Annotated in this window: 15 protein-coding genes and 1 pseudogene; 4 read left to right on the top strand and 12 right to left on the bottom strand. The window is 65.2% G+C overall.

The genetic code is table 11. The features are described from left to right. Positions 1-638, top strand: a pseudogene (locus tag DK847_RS20735) (hypothetical protein); the annotation flags it as partial. A gap of 46 nt (positions 639-684) precedes the next feature. Here the strand turns inward: DK847_RS20735 and DK847_RS19095 are convergent. The 4 genes from DK847_RS19095 to iolG form a co-directional block, all read right to left on the bottom strand. Continuing rightward, positions 685-906, bottom strand: coding sequence for an alkylphosphonate utilization protein (locus DK847_RS19095; RefSeq protein ID WP_245414680.1), 222 nt, complete (start codon positions 904-906; stop codon positions 685-687). 238 nt (positions 907-1,144) lie between these two features. Continuing rightward, a complete protein-coding gene (locus DK847_RS19090; protein WP_111200148.1) occupies positions 1,145-3,061 on the bottom strand; it encodes a WG repeat-containing protein in 1,917 nt (638 codons plus the stop codon). A gap of 860 nt (positions 3,062-3,921) precedes the next feature. Next, entirely contained in the window at positions 3,922-4,752 is an 831-nt protein-coding gene (locus tag DK847_RS19085) for an SDR family oxidoreductase (RefSeq protein WP_111200147.1), read from the bottom strand. 4 nt (positions 4,753-4,756) lie between these two features. Continuing rightward, positions 4,757-5,746: an inositol 2-dehydrogenase gene (gene iolG, locus DK847_RS19080; protein ID WP_111200146.1), complete on the bottom strand. Its 990-nt coding sequence runs from the start codon at positions 5,744-5,746 to the stop codon at positions 4,757-4,759. A 245-nt stretch (positions 5,747-5,991) separates the two neighbouring features. Between iolG and DK847_RS19075 the strand changes: the two genes are divergently transcribed. The 3 genes from DK847_RS19075 to iolB all read left to right on the top strand — a co-directional run bounded on the left by DK847_RS19075 (position 5,992) and on the right by iolB (position 10,718). Then, the gene (locus DK847_RS19075; protein ID WP_111200145.1) at positions 5,992-7,914 is read left to right on the top strand and encodes a bifunctional 5-dehydro-2-deoxygluconokinase/5-dehydro-2-deoxyphosphogluconate aldolase; all 1,923 of its coding nucleotides are present in this window, start codon (positions 5,992-5,994) and stop codon (positions 7,912-7,914) included. A 142-nt stretch (positions 7,915-8,056) separates the two neighbouring features. Next, positions 8,057-9,910: a 3D-(3,5/4)-trihydroxycyclohexane-1,2-dione acylhydrolase (decyclizing) gene (gene iolD / locus DK847_RS19070; RefSeq protein ID WP_111200144.1), complete on the top strand. Its 1,854-nt coding sequence runs from the start codon at positions 8,057-8,059 to the stop codon at positions 9,908-9,910. A gap of 10 nt (positions 9,911-9,920) precedes the next feature. After that, positions 9,921-10,718: a 5-deoxy-glucuronate isomerase gene (gene iolB, locus DK847_RS19065; protein WP_111200143.1), complete on the top strand. Its 798-nt coding sequence runs from the start codon at positions 9,921-9,923 to the stop codon at positions 10,716-10,718. A 115-nt stretch (positions 10,719-10,833) separates the two neighbouring features. Here the strand turns inward: iolB and DK847_RS19060 are convergent, their stop codons facing one another. The 8 genes from DK847_RS19060 to DK847_RS19025 form a co-directional block, all read right to left on the bottom strand. Continuing rightward, a complete protein-coding gene (locus DK847_RS19060) occupies positions 10,834-11,814 on the bottom strand; it encodes a class II aldolase/adducin family protein (protein ID WP_111200142.1) in 981 nt (326 codons plus the stop codon). Continuing rightward, complete coding sequence (locus tag DK847_RS19055; protein ID WP_161957384.1) at positions 11,808-12,557, bottom strand: TIGR01459 family HAD-type hydrolase; 750 nt, start codon at positions 12,555-12,557, stop codon at positions 11,808-11,810. Before DK847_RS19055 ends, DK847_RS19060 begins: the two co-directional genes overlap by 7 nt. 4 nt (positions 12,558-12,561) lie before the next feature. Then, positions 12,562-13,827: an FGGY-family carbohydrate kinase gene (locus DK847_RS19050; RefSeq protein ID WP_111200140.1), complete on the bottom strand. Its 1,266-nt coding sequence runs from the start codon at positions 13,825-13,827 to the stop codon at positions 12,562-12,564. Next, entirely contained in the window at positions 13,824-14,819 is a 996-nt protein-coding gene (locus DK847_RS19045; protein WP_161957383.1) for a sugar-binding transcriptional regulator, read from the bottom strand. Before DK847_RS19045 ends, DK847_RS19050 begins: the two co-directional genes overlap by 4 nt. Positions 14,820-14,826: 7 nt before the next feature. Further along, on the bottom strand, positions 14,827-15,882 hold the full coding sequence (locus DK847_RS19040; RefSeq protein WP_111200138.1) for a glycerol-3-phosphate dehydrogenase: 1,056 nt from the start codon (positions 15,880-15,882) through the stop codon (positions 14,827-14,829). After that, positions 15,879-16,931, bottom strand: coding sequence for an ABC transporter ATP-binding protein (locus DK847_RS19035; protein ID WP_111200137.1), 1,053 nt, complete (start codon positions 16,929-16,931; stop codon positions 15,879-15,881). The genes DK847_RS19040 and DK847_RS19035 overlap by 4 nt, the downstream gene beginning before the upstream one ends. A gap of 197 nt (positions 16,932-17,128) precedes the next feature. Then, a complete protein-coding gene (locus DK847_RS19030; protein WP_111200136.1) occupies positions 17,129-18,448 on the bottom strand; it encodes an iron-containing alcohol dehydrogenase in 1,320 nt (439 codons plus the stop codon). Next, positions 18,445-19,971, bottom strand: a complete 1,527-nt coding sequence (locus tag DK847_RS19025) for a xylulokinase (RefSeq protein ID WP_111200135.1) — start codon at positions 19,969-19,971, stop codon at positions 18,445-18,447. Before DK847_RS19025 ends, DK847_RS19030 begins: the two co-directional genes overlap by 4 nt. Positions 19,972-19,987 lie beyond the last annotated feature (16 nt).

The following is a 19,987-nucleotide window of genomic DNA, read 5'->3' as shown; positions in this document are numbered from 1 at the left end:
CCACCGAGGGCGCGGCCCCCGCCGCGGCCCCCGCCCAGCCCACGCCCCCGCCGGAGCCCGCCTCCGCCCCGGCCTCCGACCCGGCCTCCGTCGCGTCGCCCGCCCCGGGCAAGGCTCCGGCAGAGGGGCCGGTCTTCGGGTCCTCGGGTGCGCTGGATGCGCCCGCCGCCGTGGAAGCGCCCGCCCTGCCGGCGGAGGAGGCCGCCCCGCCGCCCCTTCCCAAGCCCAAGCCCGCCGCGAAGGTGAAACAGGCGCAGAAGCCCGCGCCGCAAAAGAAGGCCCAGCCGCAGCCGCGCGCCCGCGTGGCCATGCAGGACCCGCCGCAATATTATCCGGAGCCCGATGGCTTCCCGCCGCCGCCCCCTGGCATGGAACCGCCGGGCTACGGCCCGGACGCCTATGCGCCCCCCGGCTATGACCAGGGCTTCCTGCCGGGCCGCGGCCCCTACCGTCTGGTGATCTTCGAGCGCCAGCCCGGCCGCCCGGCCACGGCCTGGAGTGCGGGCGTCGTCTTCAAGTCGATCGGCAAATGCACCAAGCAGGGCGTCAAGGCCGTGCTCCGCCGCACCGCCGACATGGACCCCTATGACGACGGCACGAGGGTCTGGTACGAGTGCCAGCAACTGAGCCAGCGCTGACCGCCTCGCGGTCCTCTCCCGCCGCTGCGGAAGAGGACGAAACGCCTCACGCCTTCTTCAGGAACTCGGTCTTCAGCACCAGCCCCTTGATGGTGGCCGTGCGCCCCTCGATCTCGCCCGGATTGCCGGTGAGGCGGATGTTCTTGATCAGCGTCCCGCGCTTCAGCGTCTCGCCCGCGCCCTTCACCTTCAGGTCCTTGATGACATGAACGGAATCGCCGTCCTTCAGGATGTTGCCGTTCGAGTCCTTCACGTCGTCCAAGGGAATGCTCCTGTGTGAGTGTGTGTGAGGCCGGTCTAGCACCGATCTCCACTCCGGCACCATGCCTCCCCATCTCCCTCACCCCAGCGACAGCCGGGGACCAGCTTTCTTGTCGGCCTGCGAGCAATTCCTCGCGACAACCTTGCAGAAACTCACGCAGGATGTCGACGCTATCGATGAAAATGCCCTAGCGCCGCAGCATGGCCTTCCGTCGAGACGAATTGGGTGCTGCCAACTGATAAGCCTAATCACCAAGGCTACCCAGCCAAGCTGGCAAGACAGAGTGGTAGCCATGGCTCATGACACCATCTCCAACCCATCTAGGCGGATCATCCCGGTTACTCGCCAGATAATCCAACCATGCTCGATTCCAGAGAATACTGCTTTCGAATGGGTCATCATCAAGCTTCTCCGGATAACTATGGGACAGATCATAGGGATAGTAGGTTTCCCGGCAATCCATTGCTTCGCGACGCCTTCCGTCAGGCCCCACTGCACACCACTGACGGTCGCCCGGTTGAGCGGTCCAAGATAGGCCTTCGTGGAAACAGGACAGAGCGCGGAATCTTGGTTCGATTACAGTCTGACCATCTTGATCCAGCAATCCCCAAAGGCCTTTCTGCTGGAAGAAGCGCAAACCACCTCTGCATGTCAGCGCCTGCGCTGGGGAAGGCCTCGCGGCAATGGGCCGGTCAACTCTATTGCCAAATGCGTCAATCCAATAGGCATCTACTCCCTCACCCACTGCGAATGTGTTGTTGCGATCAGGCGTAAGTTCTGCATATCTGGGTTGGACCGTGAAGATGCCCGAACGGTCGATGATCCCCCATTTGCCATCGACCTTTACTGCGGCGTGGTTGCCGGAGAACGAATAAGTGTTCTCGAAACCATCTATTCCTCCAAGAACAGTCCCGTCTTCCAGTACGAAGAACAACCGATTACCCCGGCTCGCCGCGAACGGTCCCTGGCCGCATTTTTCAAGGTACATGGAGGATGTATTGTCGAAACGACCGACGACACGGCCGTTTCCTGGAAACATGAATTCGACCTCCTGACCCCTATTTAGAATAACAAGCCCACTTTCGCATTCCACCAAGGGCACGCCGTCGAGCTGATCGGGGATCAATTGGCCGTCAGGATCGACACTGAACCATTTGTCTGCAATGCGAGCGCGCGGCAACTTGCCGTCCTCGCGAATATCGACCTCGTCGAAATAGCGTCCTGCGAGCAGCGAGCCGTCAGACTTGACGATGCCCTGCTTCACGTCGTTAGCGCCAGTGTCGGTATATGGTTTGTCTTCGCTTGCGAAGCCGTAGCCACCACGCCAATAGCTCAAATGTGCGAATTCGAGCGGGACAACCAGGTCACCGTTGCGATCGACAGCGCCCCAGCGAACCGTTTTTCTTCGCTCAATTGGAGGCAGATCGGGCTGTGTCGGTGCATATACCACCGCATGTGTTTCCATCACCCTCTGCACGTGTTCATAGCGAGGCGATACTTGCCAATTGCCGTCAGCCCTGAGCAGGCCCCATTGTAATTCGCCTTGCTGATTATGCCGGCCAGCCCAGATCAGCCCGCGTTGCGGTTCATCGAATGTGTCGAAAGCCAAATCCCTATCCGTCAGCCAACCTCTGTCTCGATCGTACAAACCGGCAGGTCCGAGCAGCGTCAGCGTACTTGAGCCAGTGATGGTGTCCAGATCGTCCGGAGGCACTTGCGGTGGGCTGCTTTCAGGCGACGGCTCAACAATAAATGTACCGCCAGAGAAGTGGATCACTCGAGGAAACTGGGCAGGGACCACCAGCTTGCCAGAGCGGTCAATTGCTCCAGATGCACCATTCATGCGCACCTCCGCGTAGCCGCCCAAAAACGAACTCGCAGCTTCGAAGTGGGGGGCAATGACAAGCTCGCCGGACAAATCAATGAATCCAAAAAGACCATCGATGCGGACAGCGGCAAGCCCCTCGCTGAAAGGCTTCGCGACTTCAAACTTCTGCGGAATCCGCTGTTCACTGCCAGTCGAATCGACATAACCGCAAAGCTGAAATGAACCACCACAATTTGGCTTCAACGCGGTTTCGCGGGTCATTGCCTGCGTCGACAAGGGAGTGAGCAGGGCAAAGAACCAAGCAAGATACTGCCGCAAGCTTTTGGCTCTCACGCCTCTCTCCTAACTGGACAAGAATGATTGGGCGATGTCCCGGTCGACGTAGAAATTCGCAAAGAGGTCGGCATTGCTCTTCTCGAGCACAGGCACGGGGTGTTTAATCCTAAACGAATGGCGCCATTCGTAAAACTACCACGCCCATCATTGCGCTCGCAAGCGGTTCCGGTCTCGCTCTCCGGCATTCAAACGATTGCTTGGACCTATGATCTCCGTCTTGCCACGAAGATTCCGCCAATCAGGCAAACCGGATTATCCGTTCCATCCGCAGGCAGGCTCCGCTTCACATTTTTACGGCCGGCGGCGGGGTGCGCATGCGCCTTGAATCGCGGATTGTTGGTGATGCCACAGTGACGCCTGAAACTTGCCGCAGGATGAACAGATTCCTGTTGCGCAACAATCTTGCGCGACCTCAAAACTGTTGCTTCGGGCAGTTGCGCGGGGCAACCGGCGCAACCGCGTGCGGTTGCATGGTTTGGCGCAACCCGTGGCAACGGCGACAACGCTTTTTGCATCGATCAGCAACGCTGGCGCAACATGCAGCAGGGCAAAGGGCGCAACCGCGTGCGGTTGCATGGTTTGGCGCAACCCGTGGCAACGGCGACAACGCTTTTTGCATCGGTCAACAACGCTGGAACAACATGCAACATGCCAGACGGCCGAATGCGGTGGGGGTCACCACGTGGCCTCGGGCGGGTCGGCAGGGCAACCGGCACAACGGAGCGCGGTTGCATGGTTTGGTGCAACCCTTGGCAACGGCGACAACGCTTTTTGCATCGCTCAACAACGCTGGAACAACATGCAACATGCGAAACGGCCGCCTTGCGGGCGGCCGTCAGGGCGTCATGCGGTGGGGGTCACCACGTGGCGTCGGGCGGGTCGGAGGGGCTGTTGCCGGCACCCATCACCTGCTGGTCAAAGTCGATGATGGAGCCGGTCATGAGGCCGGACTCCTCGCTCGAGAGGTAGGCGCAGGCGCGGGCGACTTCCGCGGGCTTGAGCAGGCGGCCGAAGGGGCGGCCGGCTTCGGCTTCCTTGAGCCAGCCGGGTGCGGCATCGTGATAGGTCTTCATGATGCGGTCCTCGCCGGGCGTGTCCATCCAGCCGATGTTGAGGCCGTTGACGCGGATCCGGTACTTCATCACCGAATAGGCGACGTTCTTCGTCATCACCGCCAGCGCGCCCTTGGTGGTCGAATAGGCCGTCAGGAAGTCCTGCCCGCCATGGCCCGACATCGAGAGGATGTTGACGATGGTGCCGCTGGTCCTCGATTTCTTCATCAGGTGGAGTGCGTCCTGCATGAGGAAGAAGGGCGCCTTGACATTGGCATCGAAGAGCTCGTCGTAGCGGGCTTCCGAGGTGTCCCAGATGGTGCCGCGGTCGGTGAGTGCGGCGGCGTTGACGAGGGCATCGATGCGGCCGAAGGCGGCGTCGCAGGCGGCGATGACCTGTCGCACCTCGTCGAGCTTCACGAGGTCGGCAGGCACGAAGACGGTCTTCACCCCCTTCGCCTCGAGGGCGGCCTTCACCCGGGCCCCGCGCTCGGCGTTGCGGCCGGTGATGACCATCTGGCTGACGCCGCGGTCGGCGAAGAGATGGGCGATGGCTTCACCCAGCCCTTGCGTGGAGCCGGTGACGACGGCGGTCTTGCCGTCCATGGAGAGGTGCCTGAGGCTCTCGATATTCATGGGGTTAGCCCACTTTCACGGGCTTGCCGGTCTTCCACGATTCAGTCGCCGCATCTGCCAGCTTCTGGGCCTGGAGGCCATCATGGCCCGAGGGCTTCACCGGCGTGCCGTTGGTGACGGCGTCGATGAAGGTGAGGACCTCGTTGGCATAGGCCTGGCCATAGCGCTCGGTGAAGAAGTGCTGGATCGGGTCGGCGTTGAAGCCCTCCGCCGTGGCCACTTCCACGGTGGTGTTGTGGATGTTGCCGGCGCGCAGCATGCCCTTCGACCCGTGCACCTCGATCCTCTGGTCGTAACCATATGATGCGCGGCGCGAATTGGTGATGACGGCGATCTTGCCCGACGCCGTCTGCATCTGCACCGCCGCCGTGTCGCAATCGCCTTCCTCACCGATGGCCTTGTCGACAAGCGCCGCGCCGAGGGCCTGCACCGTGACGAACTCCTCGCCAACCAGGAATCGGGCGAGGTCGAGGTCATGGATCATCATGTCGCGGAAGATGCCGCCGGAGCTCTTCACATAGGAGGCGGGCGGCGGGGCCGGGTCGCGGCTGATGATGGTGGCCATCTCGATGTTGCCGATGGCGCCGGCGCGCAGGCGCTTTTCGAGGGACGCGAAGTTGGGGTCGAAGCGGCGGTTGAAGCCGATCATCAGGGTGGACTTGTTCTTCGCCACCGTCTTCAGGCAGTCCTCGATGCGGGCGACGGAAAGGCTCACCGGCTTCTCGCACAGGATGGCCTTGCCGGCATTCGAGGCGGCCTCGATCTGCTCGGCATGGAAGGGGGTGGGGGTGGCGATCAGGATCGCCTCGACGTCACCGGCCCTGATGATGTCATCGACCGCGGCGACCTTCGCGCCCACCTCGGCGGCCAGTTCCTCGGCGGCCTTGGGCATGGCGTCGGCGATGTAGGCCACCCTGGCCTTGCCCGAGGCGGCGATGGTGCGGGCATGGACCTTGCCGATGCGGCCGGCGCCCAGAACTCCAAAACGTAGCATTCAGTCCTCCCTTGGAACGGTCGATTCGTGTTGTCGGCGGATGCCGGAAAGCATGTTGTTCGGTTGCATGCCGTTGCTTTTCGGTTGTTGTCCAGAGGCGGATGACGTGCATCCGAACGACGATGCGCAACATTATTTCGCAGCCCCGTCCCACCGCCAAAATTAGAACAAACATTCCGAATTGACTTCATTTTGGAATTGTTGTTTCGTATTGTCAAGCGAGCAGTCAGAAATCGGAGTGCGACATGTCAGCGGGTTCGGACCGGGGCAAGCGGTTGGACGTCATCACCATCGGGCGGTGCTCGGTGGACCTCTATGGCCAGCAGATCGGGTCGAGGCTGGAGGACATCGCCTCCTTCGCCAAGTCGGTTGGCGGCTGCCCCTCCAACATCGCCATCGGCACGGCGCGACTTGGCCTCAAGTCCGGCCTCATCACCCGGGTGGGCGACGAGCAGATGGGGCGCTACGTGAAGGAGCAGATGGCGCGCGAGGGCGTGGCCCTCGACGGGATCGCGACCGACCCCGAGCGGCTCACCTCGCTGGTGCTGCTGTCGGTCGAGAACGACAAGACCTTCCCGCTGATCTTCTACCGCGACAACTGCGCCGACTCGGCTCTTTCCGAGGCCGACATCGACGAGGACTTCGTGAAGTCCTCCGCGTCCGTGCTGGTCACCGGCACGCATTTCGCCAAGCCGCATACCGATGCCGCACAGAGGAAGGCGATGCGCATCGCGCGGGCCCATGGCGCAAAGGTGATCCTCGACATCGACTACCGGCCGAACCTGTGGGGCCTCGCGGGGCTTGGTGCGGGCGAGGAGCGCTACATCAAGTCGGACAAGGTGTCCGATCACATGAAGTCGATCCTGCCCGACTGCGACCTGATCGTGGGCACCGAGGAAGAGGTGCATATCGCGGCGGGCTCGGAAGACACGCTGGAGGCGCTGCGCATCATCCGTTCGCTCTCGAAGGCGGTGATCGTGCTGAAGCGCGGGCCGATGGGCTGCGTGGTCTATCCGGACGCCATTCCGGATGCGCTCGACAAGGGCATCGTGGGCAAGGGCTTCCCCATCGAGGTCTATAACGTGCTGGGCGCGGGCGACAGCTTCATGTCCGGCTTCCTGCGCGGCTGGCTCCGGGGCGAGGATTATGCGACGAGCGCTACATGGGCCAATGCCTGCGGGGCCTTCGCGGTGTCCCGCCTGCTGTGCTCGCCTGAAATCCCGACCTGGGAGGAGCTGCAGTTCTTCCTGAAGCATGGCAGCGAGCACCGCGCGCTCCGGAAGGACGAGGCGATCAACCACGTGCACTGGGCGACAACCCGGCGCCAGCAGCCGGAACAGCTGCTCGCCTTCGCCATCGACCACCGCATGCAGATGGAGAAGATGGCGGATGATGCGGGAGCACCCCGCGCCCGCCTCAACGACTTCAAGCGGCTTGCCATGCAGGCCATTGGCCGCGTCTCCAAGGGCAGGCCGGGCTTCGGCACGCTGCTCGACGACGTCTACGGCCGCGAGGCGATGTTCGATGCGGCGAAGCTGGGCCTGTGGATCGGCCGCCCGCTGGAGCAGCCGGGCTCGCGTCCCCTGCGCTTCGAGTTCACGCAGGACGTCGGCGCAAGGCTGGTCGACTGGCCGGTGACGCACACCATCAAGTGCCTCGCCTTCTATCACCCGGACGACCCGCAGGCACTGAAGGACGAGCAGGCACAGAAGCTGCGGACACTCTATGAGGCTGCCCGCAAGGTGGGGCGCGAATTGCTGGTGGAGATCATCGCCGGCAAGCACGGGTCGCTGGACGACATGACCATCGCGCGCGCGATGAAGGAGCTCTATGCACTCGGCATCAAGCCCGACTGGTGGAAGCTGGAGCCGCAGGCGAGTGCGAAGGCGTGGGAGAACATTGCCGCGGTGATCGCGAAGAACGACCCGTGGTGCCGCGGCGTGGTGCTGCTGGGCCTCGACGCGCCGGAAGAGGAGCTCGCCAAGGGCTTCGCGGCAGTGGCGGGGCAGCCCGTCGTGAAGGGGTTTGCCGTGGGCCGCACGATCTTCAGCAACGCGGCGCAGAGATGGTTGCGCGGCGAGATGACGGATGATCAGGCAGTGGCCGACATGGCGCAGCGCTTCCAGGCGCTGGTGGACATCTGGGACGCGGCGCGGAAGGCGGCGTGAGACCATGAAACATAGCTTCATCATGCGCGGGCTTGACCCGCGCATCCTTTTCACCGCCGCGAAAGGATGGCCGGGACAAGCCCGGCCATGATGGGCGTGGGAGTGATGAACCCCCGGAACAATCAGTGAGCAGGAGCCACCCATGAGCAAGACAATCCGCCTCACCGCCGCCCAGGCGCTGGTGAAATTCATGACGGCGCAGATGAGCGTCGTCGATGGCGTGGAAGTTCCCATCTTCGCCGGCATGTGGGCGATCTTCGGCCACGGCAACGTCGCCGGCATGGGCGAGGCGCTGTGGCATGTGCGCGACAAGCTTCCGACCTATCGTGGCCAGAACGAGCAGTCGATGGCGCATGCGGCGATCGCCTATGCCAAGGCGATGCGGCGGCGGCGCATGATGGCCTGCACCACATCCATCGGCCCCGGCGCCATCAACATGGTGACGGCGGCGGCGGTGGCCCATGTCGACCGCATTCCGCTCCTCCTGATCCCCGGCGACATCTTCGCCAGCCGCAGGCCGGACCCGGTTCTTCAGCAGGCGGAGGATTTCGGCGACGGCACGGTGTCGGTCAATGACTGCTTCAAGCCGGTGTCGCGCTATTTCGACCGCATCCTGCGGCCCGAGCAGCTGATCCCCGCGCTGAACCGCGCCATGGTGGTGCTGACGGACCCGGCCGAATGCGGGCCGGTGACGCTGTCCTTCGCGCAGGACGTGCAGGCCGAGGCCTATGATTATCCCGAGAGCTTCTTCGCGCGTCGCGTGTGGGCGCAGCGCCGGGTGCGGCCGGACGAGAACGAGCTCGCGGCGGCCGTGACGGCGCTGCGTGCGGCGAAGAAGCCGGTCATCATCGCGGGCGGCGGTGTCCTCTTCTCCGAAGCCTCGGCGACACTCGCAGCCTTCGCGGCGAAACACGGCATTCCGGTGATGGAGACGCAAGGCGGCAAGTCCTCGCTGCCCTTCACCGATCCCCTCAACATGGGGGCCGTGGGCGTCACCGGCACCGCCGCGGCGAACCGGCTGTGCGAGCAGGCGGACGTGGTGCTGGCCGTGGGCACGCGGCTGCAGGATTTCACCACAGGCTCCTGGGCGCTGTTCCAGAATCCGGAGAAGACCATCATCGGGCTCAACACGCAGGTCTTCGACGCGACCAAGCATCGCGCGCTGCCGCTCGTGGCGGATGCACGCGTGGGGCTGGAAGAACTTTCCGCCGATCTCGGTGGCTGGGCCGCGCCGAAAGCGTGGACGGCGGATGCGCAGGCGGGCTTCAGGGACTGGATGGCGGTGGCCGATAGCTACACGGCACCCAGCAATGCCGAGCGGCCGTCGGACGCGCAGGTGATCGGGGCCGTGCAGCGGGCACTGGGCCGGGAGGTGTCGCTGATGGGGGCCTCGGGCGGATTGCCGGGGGAACTCCACAAGCTGTGGCAGGCGAGCTATCCCTCCTCCTACCACCTCGAATATGGCTTCTCCTGCATGGGCTACGAGATCGCCGGCGGCATCGGCATGAAGCTGGCGCAGCCCGACCGCGAGGTCGTGGTCATGCTGGGTGACGGCAGCTACATGATGATGAATTCGGAGCTCGCCACATCGGTGATGATGGGGGTGAAGATCACCGTGGTGCTGCTCGACAACCGCGGCTTCGGCTGCATCAACCGCCTGCAGCATGCCTGCGGGGCTGAGCGCTTCAACAATCTCTACGACTACAACACCTTCCAGGAGGAGAGCCCGCAGATCGACTTCGTGATGCATGCGAAGAGCATGGGGGCGATTGCGGTGAAGGCAAAATCGCTGGCGGAGCTCGAAGCCGCGCTGGTGGAGGCCAAATCGGCGCCGCGGACGAGCGTGATCGTCATCGACACCGACCCGATGATGACCACCGATGCCGGTGGACATTGGTGGGAAGTGGCGGTACCGGAAGTATCCGTGCGGCCTCAGGTGAACGAGGCGCGCAGGAACTATGAAGCGGCCCTCGCGAAGCAGCGCGTGGGCGACTGAGGAGGCAGGGATGTCGAAGCTGAAGATCCACCCGACGACGGACAATGGCCGCATCGTGCATGTGACTCCGGAGAGTGCGGGCTGGACGCATGTGGGCTTCGACATCTGGAAGCTGAAGCCGGGCGAAGTGGCCGGCGGCGGCGAAGAGGGGCGCGAGTTGTGCCTCGTGTTCATCGGCGGCAAGGGCCACGTCTTCGTCGGCGCCAAGGACTTCGGCGTGCTGGGCGAGCGCAACTCGCCCTTCGAGGGCAAGCCCTGGTCGGTCTATATCCCCGCCGGCGAGCCGTGGAAGGTGACGGCGGAGAATGACGTGACACTGGCGGTGTGCACGGCACCGGGCGAGGGCGGCAAGTTTCCGGCCCGCGTCATTCCCCCTGAGGGCCTGCACCAGGAGACGCGCGGCAAGGGCTCGAACACGCGGCACGTCACCAACATCATTCCCGAATGGGACCCGGCCGAGGGCCTCCTCGTCGTCGAGGTCATCACGCCGGGCGGCTGCACGTCGTCCTATCCGCCGCACAAGCACGACCAGGACAATCTCCCTCACGAGTCATTGCTCGAGGAGACCTACTACCACCGCCTCAACCCGCCGCAGGGCTTCGCCTTCCAGCGCGTCTATACCGATGACCGCTCGCTCGACGAGGCGATGGCGGTGGAGGACGGCGACGTGACGCTGGTGCCCAGAGGCTATCACCCCTGCGCCACCACGCATGGCTATGACCTCTATTACCTGAACGTGATGGCCGGGCCGAAGCGGACGTGGAAGTTCCACAACGCGCCGGAGCATGCGTGGCTGCTGAAGGCTTAGGCCGCACTTTCACCAAACATCCGTCATCCCGGCGAAAGCCGGGACCCCGCTTTCTACCCGCTCCGGCATCCAAAGCGGGGCCCCGGCTTTCGCCGGGGTGACGAAACTGTGGAACTCACACCTTCAGCGTCTGGCGGTATTTCTCCGCATCCCAGTTCACCAGGCGGTCGACGTCATCCTCCGTCAGCGCCACGAGCGGGTCATCCTCCGCCACCCGGCGCATGACGTCGGCGAGGCAGCGGCCCATGGGTTCGATCGCGGGCTTGGCGTCATCGCGGATCAGGACGCCGAGGCCGGGAATGGCGACGAGGGGCGGGTTGCCGTCGAAGCTGGTGGCGACGCCGACGCCGAGGAAGACCACGTGGTCGGGATAGAAGACCTTGTGCTGGCCGCGCTTCAAGGCCAGCGGATCGGTGGCCAGCGCGTGGGTCTCGTCCATTTCGGCGGGCCTGTAGGACGTGCCGGCGCTGAGCTTTTCCAATGCGACGCGGTCCACCTTCGCGGCGGCGCGGACGGGACGGGTGACGGCGGTGACCACCTTGTCGAGCAGGGCTTCCGCCTCTTCCACGGTATCCGCCGCGACGGCGAGGCCGTGGTTGCCGAGGACGAGCACGTCGACGCCCGGCCGCATGCGCGCTTGGATCGCACCTGCAAGCGGCAGGCCGGGGCGGGCGTAGGGAATGAAGGCCCAGTCGAAACCCTTCAACCTCTCGGCAAGGCGCTGCTCGGCATCGGCACGGATGGCCCAGGCGATGGTGTTGACGCAATGGACATGCACCACCACGCGCTGCGGCATCAGCGCATGCACGGTGGTCTCGATCGAGGGGCGGAGGCCGGTGCTGTTCAGGTCGGTGCGCACGAAGGCGGTGCAGGATTCGCAGGCCGGGTCATTGCCGGCGAGGCCCTGCATGATGGCGGCATGGTCGAGCGGCACGAAGATGTCGCGCGCGGCGGCGTCCTTCAGCCAGGTGCCCGAGGCCTTGATCCACATCACACCCCCGTCCTTGAGCGAGGTGTTGCCGCCGGCGGCCTGCACCAGCAGCGGGTCGCTGCCGACCTTTGCGGAAAGTTGGCGGAGGCGGTCGAGTTCTACCATTGGAAGGCGTCCATCACGTAATCGGGTTGGGGAGAGAGCGTTGCCGGGTCGTGGCCTGCCGACACGCCCTGCAGCACGAGAAGCGTTGAAAAGCCCGCGGCGCGGCCACCCGCCACGTCATGCTCGGCACTGTCGCCGATGCAGAGGATGCGCTGCGGGTTGCCGATGAGGCGCGCGGCGTCCCTGTAGATTTGCGGGTAGGGCTTGCCGATCCAGGTGACCGAGCCTCCCATCTCCTCGTAAAGCGACGCGATGGCGCCGGGGGCGGGCATGAGGCCCTGCGGCGTGAGCATCAGCTTGTCGGGGTTGCAGCAGATGGCGGGCAGCGTGAGGCCGGTGAGCAGCTTGCGATAGTCCTCGAGCGAGGTCGTTGGCGCGTTGGAGCCGAGGATGAGGATCACTTCGGCCTCGCGCGGGTCGTTGACGAACTGGATACCGTCGAAGCCATAGTCCTCGCCGTCCTTGCCGATGAGGAAGGCGCGTCTCGCGGTGAGGCTGGAGAAGGCGACCTCGCCGGAGCTGATGGCATCGACGAAATGCTCGCGCGGCACGCCCATCTTGACGAGGCGCTGGCGATTGGCCTCCGCGCGCTTTCCCGAATTGGTCATCACCGCGACGGGGATGCCGAGCCTGTGCAGTTCGCTGAGCACCCGCGTGGTGCCGGGATAGAGCGTCTGGCCGTCATGGATGACGCCGAACTGGTCGATCAGCATGCCGTCGAAGCGGGATGCGATTTCGTGCAAACCACTAATTCGCATGGCCGATGCCTCGCCATGCCAGGCGGGCCGTGCCGACGGCGGCGTGTTCGCTGAGGGAAGGTTTCTCGGGCACGCCGAGGGCCTTCAGGCGCATCGCCGTCCAGGCGGCATTGGCGGAGCCGCCGCCGGCAGTGCGGATGCTCTTCAGTTTCGAGGCCCCGAGGGCGCCGAGCTTGGCATAGGCCTCCGCCTCGATGCGGGCGATGCCTTCGAGAATGCCCTGGAAGAAGATGCGGTCATCCGCCGGGCGCGGTGTCAGGCGCGGCTGGAAATTGGGGTCATTGACGGGGAAGCGCTCGCCGGGCTTGGGCAGCGGGTAATAGTCGAGGCCGGTGGGATGGTCCGGCTGGAGCAGCGGCGTCAAGCGCGCGATGTCGTCCTTCGAGAAGTATGTGCCGATGGCGGCACCGCCGGTGTTGGACGCACCACCCGCCAGCCACTGGTCGCCGATGCGGTGGCTGTAGATGCCGAAGTCGGGGGCGAAGACGGGAGTCTCCGAGAGCAGCTTCAGCGTCAGCGTGGTGCCGAGCGAGGTGACGCCGTCGCCGGGCGCCGAGGCACCGGACGCGAGGAAGGCGGCGCAGCCGTCGGTGGTGCCGGCGACGATGGCGGTGTTTTCGGGCAGGCCGAGCTCCGCGGCCATCTCCCAGGTGATGTTGCCGATCTTGGTGCCGGCGGGCACGACGGTGGGGAAGAGGCGGGTATCGAAGCCCGTCCTCGTGATCCAGTGTGGCCAATAGCGGGTGACGGGGTCGTAGCCGGACTTGAGCGCGTTGTTCTCGTCGGTGACGTCGTAGCGGCCCGAGAGCTTGCCGAGAATCCAGTCGGCCTGGTGGATGATGCGGTTACCCTTGCCGGTGAGTTCCATGGCGCGGGCCAGGGGCGAGGTCGAGCCGAGGGCTGCCGTCTCGCGGGGTGCTACGGCGGCGATCTTCGCGAGCATCTCCTTGTCGCAGACGTCGTTGTACATGGAGCCGAGGCTTGCAGGTGAGCCGTCGGGATTGATCGCGAGGATGGTGCCCGAGGTGCCGTCGATCGAGATCGCACGCACATGCAAGCCATCGCGCTTCAGGGCGGCGAAGGCGGCGAGGGTGGCGTCCCACCAGATCTGCGGGTCCTGCCAGGCGCGGCCGAAATCTGTGAGGGGCGCCACGATGGGCGCGGTGGCCATCGCCTTGAGGCTGTTCGCCTCGTCGGTGGCGGCAATGCGTACGCCCGAGGTGCCGATGTCGATGCCGAGGACGACGTCCGTCATTCTGTTTCCATGGCGAGGATGGACTGAGCCGTCTGCTCGTCCGTGATGATGACGTCGCACATGCCACCCTTGAGCACGCCCCGCAAGCCTTGCGCCTTGGTCTTGCCGCCCGAGGCGATCATGACGCAGGGAATCTGCTTCAGTTTTTCTGGCGAAAGGGCGACAACGCGCTTGTTCAACTCATGGTCGACGATGCGGCCCTCGCGGTCGATCCAGTGCGCCGAGATGTCGCCCACCGCGCCGGCCTGCGTGAGCGAATCGACATCGGCGCGCGACACGAGCCCGACGCGGGTCATGGTGCAGGTGGGTGTCAATTCACCGACCGAGAGGAAGGCGAGATCGACCTTCGCGCCGCGCTCGAAGATCTCGTGCAGCATGGGCTGCGCCATGAGGAGGTCGCGCGTCGACTGCGTATCGGTGAGGGCAGGGGCGGCGACGTAATAGCATTGCGCGCCGACGAGATCGGCCAGGTGCGAGGCCGTCTCATGCGGGTTCATGGCAGAGCCGCGGGTGAGACCACCGAGCAGCGAGACGACGGAGAGGCGGCCCAGCTGGCGGCGCGGCACGGACTGGATGGAGAGCCTGAGCGTGCGGCCCCAGCCGACGCCAACCGACATGCCGTCCTTGAGCCGCGACGACAAGGCCGCAGCCGCGGCGGTGGCGATGACCTGCGGGATCAGCTCCTGGTTGGGCGGGGTGGGGACCACCGTCGCGTCCTCGAGCCCGTAGCGGCTCTTCAGCTTCTCCTCGAGCTCGACGCAGGAGGCCAGCCGGCCGGTGATGTTGATCTGGACGAGGCCCTGGTCGCGCGCCTGCGCGAGGAGCCGGTTCACGCGCGTGCGGTTGAGGCCGAGCTTCTTGCCGATCTGCGCCTGGGTGAGGCCTGCGACGAAGTAGAGCCAGGCGGCGCGGGTGGCGAACTGCTCCTCGGGGTCGATGGCAAGCGTCGGCACCAGGTCCGGCAAGACATTGCGTGTGTCGCCCTCGCCCATCATCGCCTCACATGCGGTGGAACTGGGCCCAGGGAATGTCGAGGGCGGAGTCGTTGGTCAGCGCGTCGAGCAGGGCGTTGGTGAGGGGCAGCGCCTTCGCGTCGAGCGTGCCGGCCTTCATCATGGCGCGGAGCGTCTTCGCCACGGTGACGCCGAGCTCGGCACCCTCGATGGTGTCGCCCTTCATCGGGCCGTCCTTGGTCTGGCGGTATGTGAGGCCGCGGCCGAGATTGTTGCCGAGGCGCGAGTTGCGGCCGGCCTGGGCCGTAACGTAGAGATCGCCCGCGCCGGGCATGCCCCACACGCTCTGTTCCGTGCCGCCATGGGCGCGGACCAGCACCATCAATTCGCGGATCGCCTGGTCGAAGATGATGGCGGCGGCATTGTGGTTGAAGGCGCGGTTCTCGGTGGCCGCCATCTTCTCCAGATGGCCCGCCGCCCAGCCGACGCCGATGGCGAAGAAATTCTTGAAGGCCGCACAGATCTCGACACCGATGACATCGCCTGAAAGGCGGGGGTGATAGTAATCCGTCTCCAGCATGTCGCAGAGGCTCTGCGCGAAGGGAAGGTCATGCGCGGTGATGACGGTGCCGGTCTGCCGCCGGACCGCGAGCTCGCCCGCGATGCAGGGGCCGCCGATGGCGGCGAGGCGCAAATCGAGGCCGGTGCGGCGCTTCACTTCGGATGCCACGCGGTCAGGCAAGGCGGTGAGGCGAGACTCCTCCGGATGCATGCCCTTGGTGATCATGACCACAGGCACCGGCGCCTTCAGCGTTTCGCACAGGCGGTCGATGGCCCAGGCCACGCCGGCCGAGCTGATGCCGAGGAGGAGGAGATCGGTGTCGGTGCCCAGGGCCTTGGCGAATTCATCGTGCTGGTAGCCCGTGACGCCGTCGGGGAGCCTGACGTTGAGCTTGAGATGGCGGCCCGTCGCCTTCACGCTGTCGATGATCTCGGTGTCGAGATGCGTGCCGACGAGGCGGACGGCATGGCCGCAGTCCCGCGCGGGGAGGCACATGGCGGAGCCCATGACGCCCGCGCCGAGGATGGTGATGGTGCTCACGCCAGGGCCTTTCCGCTTTCGGCGTCGAACAGGTGCACCTTGTCGAGGCGGGGCTTGAGGTTGACAATCTCGTCACGGCTCAAGCTCACACGGTCCTGCGTGATGGCGCAGATTTCCTGGCCGCCCATGTCGGCATAGATGTGCATTTCGGGGCCGGTCGGTTCCACCACCACGACCTTGGCCGGCGCACCGCCGCCGAAGGTGAAGTGCTCCGGGCGGATGCCATAGACCACCTTCTGGCCGATCTTCGCATTGTGGACATCGGGAAGCGGCAGCACGGTTCCGTCCGCGACCTTCACGCCGGTGCCCGTCACCTCGCCCTTCAGGAGGTTCATCGAGGGTGAGCCGATGAACTCTGCGACGAAGAGATTGGCGGGCTTGTCATAGACCTCGAGCGGCGAGCCTTCCTGCTCGATGTAGCCGTCGCGCAGGATGACGATCTTGTCGGCCATGGTCATGGCCTCGATCTGGTCATGCGTCACGTAGACGGTGGTGGTCTTGAGGCGCTCGTGGAGCTCCTTGATCTCGGTGCGCATCTGGACGCGCAGCTTGGCATCGAGGTTGGACAAGGGCTCGTCGAAGAGGAAGACGGCCGGATTGCGGACGATGGCGCGGCCCATGGCGACGCGCTGGCGCTGGCCACCCGAAAGCTCGCGCGGGTAGCGGTCCAAGTAGGGCTCGAGGTTCAGGATCTTCGCGGCCCACTTCACCTTCTCGTCGATCTCGGACTGCGGGCGCTTGGCGAGCTGCAGCGAGAAGCTCATGTTGTCGCGCACCTTCATGTGGGCGTAGAGCGCATAGTTCTGGAACACCATGGCGATGTTCCGGTCCTTCGGGTGGACGTTGTTGACGCGGCGGCCCTGGATCTCGATGTCGCCGCCCGTCACCGATTCGAGACCGGCGATCATGCGCAGCAGCGTGGACTTGCCGCAGCCCGAGGGCCCGAGCAGCACGACGAAGGAGCCATCCTCGATCGTGAGGTTGATGCCGTGCACGACCTCAAGGTTGCCGTAGTTCTTCCTGACGTTCTTGATCGTTACCGATGACATTTTGCCCGAGGCCTCGCGCTTTCAAATGCATGCATGCTGCGGTCCCCTCCCCCTTGTGGGGAGGGGTAGGGGTGGGGGGCGTGCCGCAGGCTCGATCTCAAGCAGCGGACTCGCGGTACCCCCACCCTTAGTCCCTCCCCACAAGGGGGAGGGAAATGAAATGGAATTTCAGCTGATCGCGTCACGATTTCTCTGTCCTATTGTTCGTCGCGGGCGAGGAAATCGTCGAGCAGGCCGGCGTCGTCCGCGAGGTCGAGGAAGGACCAGCGGTTGCGGACGTCGCGGGCGAATTTCATGGCATCGCGCCAGACCTTGCGGTCCAGCCCGAGCTCGGTCGCCGTTGTGGGGCCACCGGCGGCGGCAAGCGTCGCCTTCATCTTGGCGGGGTCCATGAGCATGGGGCGCAGTTCCTCGCGGAGTTGCGGCCACATCTCGCTGAGCTTGCGGTTGAAGGCCTCGGCCCCCGCACGGTCGAAGCTCTTCTTCCTGGCCTCGGCATAGCACATGCGGCCGATGGCTTCGCCATAGCGGGCGATGAATTCCTTCTCCTCGATATGCGTCGCCTTGATGAGGGGCGGGGTGTCGAGGGCCAGAAGCTCGTGGTGGAGGCGCGCGATGGCGAGGGAAGCGACGCCGACCTGCTGGCCATGCGTCGAGCCCGGGTGCTTGTCGCCCGCGAACATGTCGATCCAGTGCGAGACCTGGTGCTCGCCCATGGAGCCGTGGTGCGACACGCCAGTGAAGCAGACGCCGAGGCCGCACAGCGTGAGCACGCGGTGCAGGTGGCCGTTGGCGGCGATGTCATGGCTCTTCAGGCCTGCCGCCGTCTCGATCATGCGCGGCTCGTCGCCGCCGATGAGGGTGTAGGGCACGCTCGAATAGAAGGTGTCGAAGAGGCGGTGCGAGGCCCACCATTCGACCTGTGCCGTGGGGCGGCAGAGCGAGTCGCCGAGGCCCGCGGCGGAGAGCCAGTGCGGGGCGGCGGCGGAGACCTTGAGATCGAGGAAGATGCCGCGCGGGGCATGGGCGGGGAGCGAGGTCTTGTAGCCGTTGGCGAGCGTCACCGAGGCGGTGGAGGCCGCATAGCCGTTCATCGAGGCGGCGGTGCCGAAGGTGGCGTATTTCCGGCCGTCCTTGAAGGTGGCGAACTTGCAGGTGTCGGACAGCGCGCCGGAGCCCACGGCCACGAGCGCATCGGCATGGCGCGTCTTCTCCTGCACCATGGCGATGGTGGGCTCGTCGCAATGGGTGTCCCCCGGCAGCACCAGCTCCTCGATGGTGCCCAAGCCCTTCAGGTGCTTGGCGACGCGCTTGCCCATCGCCTCATGGGTGTTGACGTCCGATACGACGGCAATGCGCTTGCCGAGCTTCAGGGGTGCGAGCACGTCGGCCTCGCCGCCGTCGAGGTCGTCCTCGATGCGGATCACCTCGAAGGGGACGGTGGCGGTCTTGCCGGTGGTGGGGTCCTTCCAGTTGCCCGCCACCACATCGCTGATCAGTTCGTTCCAGTCGGTCATTTGCCTGCACTTCGTGAGAAATCGACGAGTTTCTGGTTCCAGTCGGAAAGCTTCGGCCAGAGCTCGGCATAGATGCCGAGAAGCTCCTGGTAGCGCTCCGAATCCTTCTTCCGTGGACGGAAGGTCTTGGATGGCTTGCCCGACATGGCGGCGGAGGCCTGCGGCACGGATTTGTACCAGCCGGCACCCTTGGCGGCGGCCATGGCCGCACCCAGCGCCGAGGCTTCGGCCGTTTCGAGGCGCTTCACCTCGCGGTTCGAGGCGTCCGCCAGGATCTGGCACCAGAGATCGGAACGCGAGCCGCCGCCCACGGCGGCGAAATGGGTGATGGGTGTGGTGGCGTCCGCCACCTGGTTGGTCATCATCGCCTGTTCGAGGGCGACACCTTCAAGCAGTGCGCGATAGACATCGCCGCGCGAATGATTGCCCGAGAGGCCGGCGATGACGCCGCGCGCGGCTGAGTCCCAGTAGGGCGTCATCACGCCGGACCAGTAGGGCACGAGCACGAGGCCATGCGCGCCGATGGGTGAGGCGGCCGCCTCCTTCTCCAGCGCCTTGAAGATGGCGGGGTCCTTGCCCGGGTTCACGTTGAACAGGCGCTCCACCATCCAGTTGACGAGGAAGGTGCCGGTGCGGATGGCCGTTTCGAAGGAGAAGCCTTCCTCGCCCACCGCCATCATGGTGCGGAAGGCGCGGTGCGCGGCGTAATGCCTGCCGTAGCTGCCGGAGACCGCGGCGGTGCCGAGGTTCACATAGGCGCGGCCGCTGAGGAAGGTGTTGGCGCCGGTGCCGGCGCACTGGCCGTCGCCGCCACCGGCGATGACCGGCGTGCCGGCCTTGAGGCCGGTGAGCTTCGCGGCCTCCGCGGTGACCGTGCCCATGACGTCGCCGGGGCGATGGAGCGTCGGCATCTGGTCGCGGCGCAGACGGGCGGCCTTCAGCAGCACGTCCGACCAGTCATAGGACTGGACATCGAGCAGGCCCATCGGGTCGGCCGAGGCCGTAGAGGTGGCCCATGTGCCGGTGAGGAAATGCGTGAGGACGCCATGGACCTCTGCCGTGTGGGCCGTCTTCGCCCAGACCTTCGGCATGTGGGTGGAGAGCCAGCGGCAGCGATAGAGGCAGGGGGTGACGTCGGCGGGCTTGCCGGAAATGTGGTGGACCGTGTCGGCGCCCAGTTCGGCGACGATGTCCTTCACTTCTGTCTGCGCGCGCTCATCGAGCCACAACGTGCCGGGGCGGAGCGCCTTGCCCTTCGAATCGAACTGCGCGAAGCTTTCGCGCTGGTTGGAGATGGCGAGGCCCGCCACCCGCTTCATGTCGATCTTCTTTGCGAGCTGCTTCAGCGCCTTGATCAGCGCGCCGGTCCAGTCGCTGACCTCCTGCTCGAACCAGCCAGGATGCGGGTTGGAGAGCGGAATGGGCGCGCGGCCTTCCGCGACGATGCGGCCCCTGGCATCGAAGGCAATGGCCTTGGTGGCCGTGGTCGAGCTGTCGATGCCGATGACGAGATCGGGGCGCATGGGACGGGATGCTTCT

This window comes from Aestuariivirga litoralis (assembly GCF_003234965.1).
GTDB lineage: Bacteria > Pseudomonadota > Alphaproteobacteria > Rhizobiales > Aestuariivirgaceae > Aestuariivirga > Aestuariivirga litoralis.
The sequence above is the reverse complement of the archived record's forward strand: the minus strand, read 5'-3'. Positions and strand labels throughout refer to the sequence as shown.